This window comes from Cyanobium sp. N5-Cardenillas, assembly GCF_024345515.1.
In the GTDB taxonomy this organism is placed as follows: Bacteria; Cyanobacteriota; Cyanobacteriia; order PCC-6307; family Cyanobiaceae; genus Cyanobium.
Window position 1 is genome coordinate 1 of record NZ_JAGQBG010000166.1, and the last position, 7,124, is coordinate 7,124.

8 protein-coding genes are annotated in these 7,124 nt (G+C 72.2%); 2 read left to right on the forward strand and 6 right to left on the reverse strand.

Features of this window, described 5'->3' with window-relative positions:
• Together KBZ04_RS12565 and KBZ04_RS12570 are read right to left on the reverse strand one after the other, a co-directional pair.
• Nucleotides 1-1,031, reverse strand: a 1,031-nt coding sequence (locus KBZ04_RS12565) for an FtsW/RodA/SpoVE family cell cycle protein (protein ID WP_254992253.1), incomplete at its 3' end; no start/stop codon positions are given.
• A 4-nt stretch (nt 1,032-1,035) separates the two neighbouring features.
• A complete protein-coding gene (locus KBZ04_RS12570) occupies nt 1,036-2,142 on the reverse strand; it encodes an Mrp/NBP35 family ATP-binding protein (RefSeq protein WP_254992254.1) in 1,107 nt (368 codons plus the stop codon).
• Between the two features lie 193 nt (nt 2,143-2,335).
• Here KBZ04_RS12570 and hemF point away from each other — a divergent pair, with 193 nt between their 5' ends.
• A complete protein-coding gene (gene hemF, locus KBZ04_RS12575) occupies nt 2,336-3,361 on the forward strand; it encodes an oxygen-dependent coproporphyrinogen oxidase (RefSeq protein WP_254992255.1) in 1,026 nt (341 codons plus the stop codon).
• On the opposite strand, the gene KBZ04_RS12580 is transcribed toward hemF, so the two are convergent.
• Both KBZ04_RS12580 and KBZ04_RS12585 read right to left on the reverse strand, forming a co-directional pair.
• A complete protein-coding gene (locus KBZ04_RS12580) occupies nt 3,288-4,172 on the reverse strand; it encodes a dehydrogenase (protein WP_254992256.1) in 885 nt (294 codons plus the stop codon). The genes hemF and KBZ04_RS12580 overlap by 74 nt on opposite strands.
• Before the next feature lie 4 nt (nt 4,173-4,176).
• The gene (locus KBZ04_RS12585) at nt 4,177-4,728 is read right to left on the reverse strand and encodes a cofactor assembly of complex C subunit B (protein ID WP_254992257.1); all 552 of its coding nucleotides are present in this window, start codon (nt 4,726-4,728) and stop codon (nt 4,177-4,179) included.
• Nucleotides 4,729-4,820: 92 nt separating this feature from the next.
• Between KBZ04_RS12585 and KBZ04_RS12590 the strand changes: the two genes are divergently transcribed.
• Entirely contained in the window at nt 4,821-5,486 is a 666-nt protein-coding gene (locus tag KBZ04_RS12590) for a ribonuclease D (RefSeq protein ID WP_254992258.1), read from the forward strand.
• A 21-nt stretch (nt 5,487-5,507) separates the two neighbouring features.
• On the opposite strand, the gene KBZ04_RS12595 is transcribed toward KBZ04_RS12590, so the two are convergent.
• A complete protein-coding gene (locus tag KBZ04_RS12595) occupies nt 5,508-5,765 on the reverse strand; it encodes a hypothetical protein (RefSeq protein WP_254992259.1) in 258 nt (85 codons plus the stop codon).
• Nucleotides 5,766-5,805: 40 nt separating this feature from the next.
• Nucleotides 5,806-7,056: a lipid-A-disaccharide synthase-related protein gene (locus KBZ04_RS12600; protein ID WP_254992260.1), complete on the reverse strand. Its 1,251-nt coding sequence runs from the start codon at nt 7,054-7,056 to the stop codon at nt 5,806-5,808.
• Nucleotides 7,057-7,124 lie beyond the last annotated feature (68 nt).

Here is a 7,124-nt window from a genome sequence, read left to right on the forward strand (position 1 = left end):
AGCAGGCGCCAGATCAGCACCACGAAGCCCACCACCACCAGCATCGAGCCGATGAACCCGGTTTCCTCCCCCAGGGCACTGAAGATGAAATCGGTGTGCTGCTCAGGGATGAAGCGCAGCTTGGTGAGCGACCCGTTCATCAGGCCGGTGCCCCAGAGCTGGCCGGAGCCGATTCCCACGGTGCTCTGCAGGAGGTGGTAGCCACCACCGAGGGGATCCTGGGCCGGATCGAGGAACAGCGTGAGCCGGGCCCGCTGGTGGGGCCGAAGCCCGTGTTCCCACAGCCAGGGGGTCCCCACGGCGAACAGTCCCTGGACGGCCAGCACCAGCGCCAGGCCGATCCCCTTCCAGGGCAGGGAGCGCCAGGCCACCCATCCCATCAGGGGGATCCAGCCCACCAGCAGCCAGGGCACGGTTCCGGCGATGATCGCCGTGAACAGCGGTGAGAGCAGCAGCAGCAGCCAGGTGGCGGGCATGCCCGACCAGAACAGCATCACCAGCAACACCGCACCGAAGACCAGCGACGAGCCCAGATCGGGCTGCACGAACACCAGCAGCCAGGGCACGCTGATCATCCCCACGGGCCGCAGCAGATCGATCGGCCGTTCCACCGGGTACTTCGACAGCACGCCGGCCAGCAACAGGATGGCCGCCACCTTGGCGAACTCCGACGGCTGCACGTAGAAGCCGCCGATGTTGATCCAGCTCTGGGCCCCGAGGGCGCTGACGCCGATGATCCGCACCGCGATCAGACTCGCCACCATCAGGATGTAGATCGGCCACTGGAACCGGGCGATCCGCTCCAGGGGCACCCGGGACAGCAGCAGGGCCACGACCATCCCCACCGCCGCGGTGATCCAGTGCTGGTACCAGTCGGTGGTGGCCTGCTGGCGCTGGGTGCTGGCGATCAGGACCCCCGCCAGCAGGGTGAGGGCGATGGGGATGCCCCACAGGATCGGATCGAAGCCGAGTCCCCGCCGTTTCGCCCCGTTGGCGGCGAACCCACCGCGCCGGGGGCTGAGAACCGCCATCGCTTCAGGCGAGGGCCGGGCTGAGGGCGCAGCTGGCGCTCAGCCGCTCGGCCAGCTCGGTGAAGGCACGGCCGCTGGCCGAGCCTGGTGCCGACAGCACCACCGGCAGGCCCCGCTCTCCGCCCTCGAGCACGGGCATTTCCATCGGCAGCTGGGCCAGCAGGGGGACATCCGCCTCGTCGGCCAGCAGCCGGCCGCCGCCACTGCCGAACAGGGCGTAGTGGCGATCGGGCAGATCGGGGGGGATGAAGACGGTCATGTTTTCCACCACCCCCAGCACCGGCACCCCCATCTGCAGGAACATCGCCAGGCCGCGGCGGGCATCCTGCAGCGACACAAGCTGGGGTGTGGTGACGATCACCACCCCGGCCATGGGAACGGCCTGGGCCAGGGTGAGCTGGGCGTCGCCGGTGCCGGGCGGCAGGTCCACCACCAGCACGTCGCGCTCGCCCCAGTTCACCTGATAGAGGAACTGGCGGATGATTCCGTTCAGCATCGGGCCGCGCCAGACCACCGGCTGGTTCTCCTGGATGAGCAGGCCCATGGACACCATGACGATGCCGCAGCTCTCGATCGGCTCCAGCACCTGGTCGTTGCCGCTGCCCGTCACCTGGGGGCTGCGGTCGGCCACGCCGAGCATGGTGGGGGCATTGGGGCCGTAGATGTCGGCATCGAGCAGGCCCACCCGCAGGCCCGAGGCCGCCAGGGCACAGGCCAGGTTCACCGCCACGGTGCTCTTGCCGACGCCGCCTTTGCCGCTGCTGACGGCGATCACCTGGCGCACGCCGGGGATGCCCTGCCGTTCCGGCAGCTGGCCCCCTCCGGGGCCGTGGCCGGCGGCGCCGATCGGCCCCGACGAGGGAGCGGCGGCGGGCTGGGCGAGTTCGATCTGGACGTCGTTGATCCCCTCCACGGCCAGCAGGGCGCTGCGGGCCTCGGCGGCGATGCGCTCGCGCTGGCTGGCGGCGAAGCCGGGCAGGGCGAGGCGAAACACCGCCCGGCTGTCCTGGTGACGCAGGTCGCTGATCCAGCCGAGCTCCACCAGGCTGCGGCCGCTGCCGGCATCGCGGAGCGGCTCCAGGGCCTGAAGGAGGGTGTCGGCGCTGGCCATTCGTCGACGTCTCGGGCGATCTGAGACGGGATCCTAGGGGCCGTGCCCCGGGGCGGTCGGGCCGGTGGAGGCACCCCGGGGGCGGCCGCCCGGAACTTCCTCAGCCCGTGACAGAGACTCTCGAACCCTTGTGGGACCCCCCGGCGGGCTGAAAAGGTGTGCGGATGTTCCGCGCCCGCCGCGCTGCCGTTCCATGGAGATGCCACCTGCCGATTCCCGCAGCCGCGCCAAGGCCCTGCTGATGGGCCTGCAGGATTCGATCTGCGCCGGCCTGGCGAGCCTCGACGGCGAGGGTGGCTTCGAGGAGCAGAGCTGGGAGCGGCCGGAGGGCGGCGGTGGGCGCTCCAGGGTGATGAAGGACGGCCGGGTGTTCGAGCAGGGCGGCGTCAACTTCTCTGAAGTGGAGGGGGAGCGACTGCCCCCTTCGATCCTGTCCCAGCGCCCCGAAGCGGAGGGCCACCGCTGGTTCGCCACCGGCACCTCGATGGTGCTGCACCCCCGCAGCCCCTATGTGCCCACGGTGCACCTCAACTACCGCTACTTCGAGGCCGGGCCGGTGTGGTGGTTCGGCGGCGGCGCTGACCTCACCCCCTACTACCCCTTCCTGGAGGATGCCCGCCACTTCCACCGCACCCTCAAGGGGGCCTGTGACGGGGTGGATCCGGCCTACTACCAGGTGTTCAAGCCCTGGTGCGATGAATACTTCTTCCTGAAGCACCGCGGCGAGACCCGGGGCGTGGGCGGCATCTTCTACGACTACCAGGACCCCGGCGGGGTGCTCTACAAGGGCGGTGATCCCGAGGGGCCGGCGGCGAAAGCCAGCACCGCCGTGGGCCCCCTGCACCAGGACTGGGAGCAGCTGTTCGCCCTGGCCTCGGCCTGCGGCAACGCCTTCCTGCCGAGCTACGTGCCGATCGTGGAGCGCCGCCAGGGGCTGCCCTGGGGAGAGGTGGAGCGGCAGTTTCAGCTCTACCGCCGCGGCCGCTACGTGGAGTTCAACCTGGTGTTCGACCGGGGCACGATCTTCGGCCTCCAGACCAACGGCCGCACCGAATCCATCCTGATGTCGCTGCCGCCCCTGGTGCGCTGGGAGTACGGCTATACGGCCGCCGAAGGCAGCCGGGAAGCCCTGCTGACCGACCTGTTCACTCGTCCCCAGAACTGGCTTGAAGACCCTTCCCTGGAGGAGCGCTGCCGACTCCACCAGGCTGTGGGGTGAGCGGCTGGGCGGTGGTGGTGGGGCTGCGGCCCAGGCCGGCTTCGAGGGCCGTCACGATCCGGCTGGCGATCGCCATCACCGTGTCGGAGCGGGTGGCGGGGTTGCGCAGGGAGCGCTCCAGCTGGCCCTCCAGCTTGCCCACCTCGAGCAGGGCGATGCCACGCCTGGGTCCCCCCAGGCCACCACGGAAGCCCATGGGGTAGCCGCCGAAGGCCTCGGCCAGGCTTTCGTCGAGGCGGCCGAAGGGGCGGTGCAGCGGCGGGATCAACCCCGACCCGACACCGTCGGGTCCCCAGGCATCGAAGTGGATCTCCAGGGCGTAGCCGCCGCTGGCGGCGTGCTGCCGGCCGACGCTCCAGTTGGTGCTGGGGTGGTCGCCGTCGCTGATCGTGCGGAAGGGGGGGCGGTAGGTGCTGATGCGCAGCCCCCGCTGCTGGCCCAGGGCCACCACCGCCTCGGCGACGACCATGTTCCAGTAGAGCTCGTCGCTGATGCCCGCGTACATCGGTGGTGCCCCGGCGGCCACGGCGGCGCCGCTGGTGCCGGACCCCGCCATGCCCTGGGAATCGGCGTGGCCGGCCAGCACCAGGATGGGGGTGTCCGCTTCGACGGGGCGGACGCCGATCCAGTCCCGGGGCAGCCGGCTGCGGGGGCCGGTGATCGGATCGCTGCCGGTCAGTGCCGGGGCCGATGTCCCGAGCGGGCCGCCCAGGGCTGAGGCCTCGGCGCCGCGGGCGGGTGTCGCCAGGGGGGCAAGGCCGAGGACCAGCAGGGCTGGACCCACCAACCAGGGGACAGAACGGAAACCCATCGGCTCAGATCGGCGAGGAGAGCAGGGAGCCGTCGCTGGCCAGCTGGAGGGCGGCCCCCAGCTCCCGCTCGATGGCGATCAGTTCGTCGCGGTGGGCGCGCAGGCGCAGGGTGCTGCCGCCGCCGCTCTCCCCGTCCATCAGCCGCAGCTCCAGGCTCTCGGGCCTGGCCGCCCGCCGGCTGTACACCACACCCGCCATCGGACCGGCCAGGGCCAGCAGCAGGGGCCACCAGCCGAGGGAGGGAAGCACCTGGCGCAGCACCAGGCCCAGGCAGGCGGCCCCCACACTGCCCAGCAGCGAGAGCAGCAGGGCGAGGGGCAGGCTGGAGCGCACCTGGCCGCGGAAGCGCAGCAGCTGGCGCTCGGGATCGCCGGTTTCGGTCTGCCAGCCCCGGGCCGTGAGCCAGTTGGAAAGGCCCTCGAGCACCTGCACCGGTGGCTGGGGGGAGTGCACGTCCACCACCGTGGTGCGGTCCTTGCTGGCGGCCCTCAGGAAGAAGACCAGGCCGATGGCCATCAGCAGGGTGAGCAGGAGGGTGGAACCCAGGGTGGGCATGGGGGCGGAGCCTTGGCGGAGACCATTCTGGCCCGACTGGCCTGGCCGGCGTCCGTGCTGGGCCACGATGGCCCGAAAGACCCTGCCCCACGATGGCCCAGACCCCTTCCAGCGTCAGCGCCAGCCCCGGACCGGCGGCCCGTTTCGCCGTCTTCGACCATGACCTCGACGCCCCCTGGCAGGAGCTGTACGGATCGGCCCGGGCCCTGGCCATCGACACCGAGGCCATGGGGCTGATCCATGGGCGCGACCGCCTCTGCCTGGTCCAGATCTGCGATGACCACGACAACGTCTGCTGCATCCGCCTGGAACGGGGGCAGACGGAGGCGCCGCGGCTGAAGGCCCTCTGCGAGAACCCGGCGATCGAGAAGGTCTTCCATTTCGCCCGCTTCGATGTGGCGGCACTGGCGGAGAACCTCGGCATCGCCGTGGACCCCATCTTCTGCACCAAGGTCGCCAGCCGCCTGGCCCGCACCTACGCCCCGCGCCACGGCCTCAAGGACGTGGTCAACGAGCTGGTGGGGGTGGAGCTCGACAAGCAGGCCCAGAGTTCCGACTGGGGACGGGTGGAGGAGCTCAGCGACACCCAGCTGGCCTACGCCGCCGGAGACGTGCGCTGGCTGCTGGCCGCCCGCGACCGGCTCGAGGTGATGCTGCGCCGGGAGGAGCGCTGGGAGCTGGCCCGCCGCTGTTTCGCCTGTGTGCCTGTCTTCTCCGCCCTCGACCGGCAACGGTTCAACCAGGTGTTCGAGCACTGAGTCCGGGCGCGCCGGTGCGGCTCAGTCCTCGATCATGAACAGGTCGTCCTCCCCAACCGAGCGCAGCTGGCCGTCGAACAGCTGGCCCCGGTCGAGGCCGCTGGCCCTGGTTTCCTCCAGCAGGCTTTCCGCCAGGGCCAGCTTGGCGGCCGTGTCCCGGAGGCCCTCCTTTGCCGCCAGGATTTCCACCCGCCGGCGGGCCGCCGCCAGGCTGATGCCCAGCTGGGTGGCCAGATGACCGCAGGCGGCGTTGAAGCTGCGGTCGGGGATGCCGGGCATCGGGGCGGGGGATAAGGGGGCGTTCGAGCCCATCATCCCCCTACCCCGGCAGCAGGCGCTCAAGGATCAGGGCCGCCAGCCGGGCGCTGCCACCGGCCGGCCCCATGCGCCGCCGGCCGATGCGGCCCAGCCGGGCCCGCTCGCCGTCGTCGTTGAGCAGGGCGATCAGCCGCCGCTGCAGTTCCCCGCTGTCCTGGCACGGCTGCACGGCTCCCCCGAGCAGCCGGCTCTGGCGGCGGGCGAAGCCGGCCTTGAACTGGGGGCCGGGTCCCGGCAGCGACAGGGCCGGCACCCCCAGACCCACCAGCTGCTCGGTGGCGGTGCCGGCGGTGGCGAGGCCCAGCTCCGCCAGCGGCGCCCAGGCCGCGAACCGGCCTGGACCCACCAGCAGCTCCAGCCGCCCTCGCCGCCAGAGGGCGGAGGCACCGGAGCCCGGCGGCGGCGGCGCCGGGGTGAATCCAGCCGCAGCCAGGGGGGCCGCCAGCTCGGCGGCACTGGGGCGGGAGCCGGTGGCCAGCAGCACGCTGGTCGGAGGGGACCCCTCGGGCGGCGGCAGGGCGGCGAGCAGGCCGCGCAGGTTGCCGAGGGCTTCGGGCAGGCGGCTGCCCGGCAGCAGCAGCAGGCGGCGCCGCCCCTGCAGCCATGGCGGCAGGGGCCCAGGGGCGACGAAGCCATCCATCATCGGGTTGCCCGGGGCGACGGCCCGCACCCCGTGGCGCCGCAGTCCCCGGGCGGTGAGGCGATCGCGCACCGCCACCAGCCGGCAGCGGCGGTGGCCCATCAGGGCCCACTCCCAGGGATCCCATTCGCTGCCCTTGGCCCGGTGGTAGCCATCGGCCAGGGGGGAGCGGCCCCAGCCGGCGGGAGGCGGCGAGGCCCAGGTGTGGTCGCTCTTCGGGGTGCCCAGGAAGCCGTAGGGACCGCCGCCTGCCCAGGCCAGCAGCAGGGGCAGCAGGTCGCCCACGGCCAGGATCGGCAGACCCTGCCTCCCCCAGCGCCGCACGATCCGCCACTGGCGCCAGCTCAGCAGCGGCAGGCCTGCGGCCAGGTCGTTCAGCAGTCCCCGCAGGCTCTGGTTGCTGAAACCGCCGCTGGGCAGCGGCTGCCGCGGCCCGACCCGCCGCAGCTCCCCGGCCGCTTCGGCGCCGGCAAAGGCCTGGCCGATCCCCACCAGGGGCAACACCTGCACCTCCAGGTCGGGGGCCCGGTGCCGCAGGGCCTCGATCAGCCGCAGGGCGATCAGATCCTCCCCGTGGCCGTTGCTCAGAACCAGCAGACGGGGGGTGGACATGCCATGGCTGATACGATCCGCTGCGGGGAGTTTGCTCCCCGGCAGGCGGCATGGCCAAGTGGTAAGGC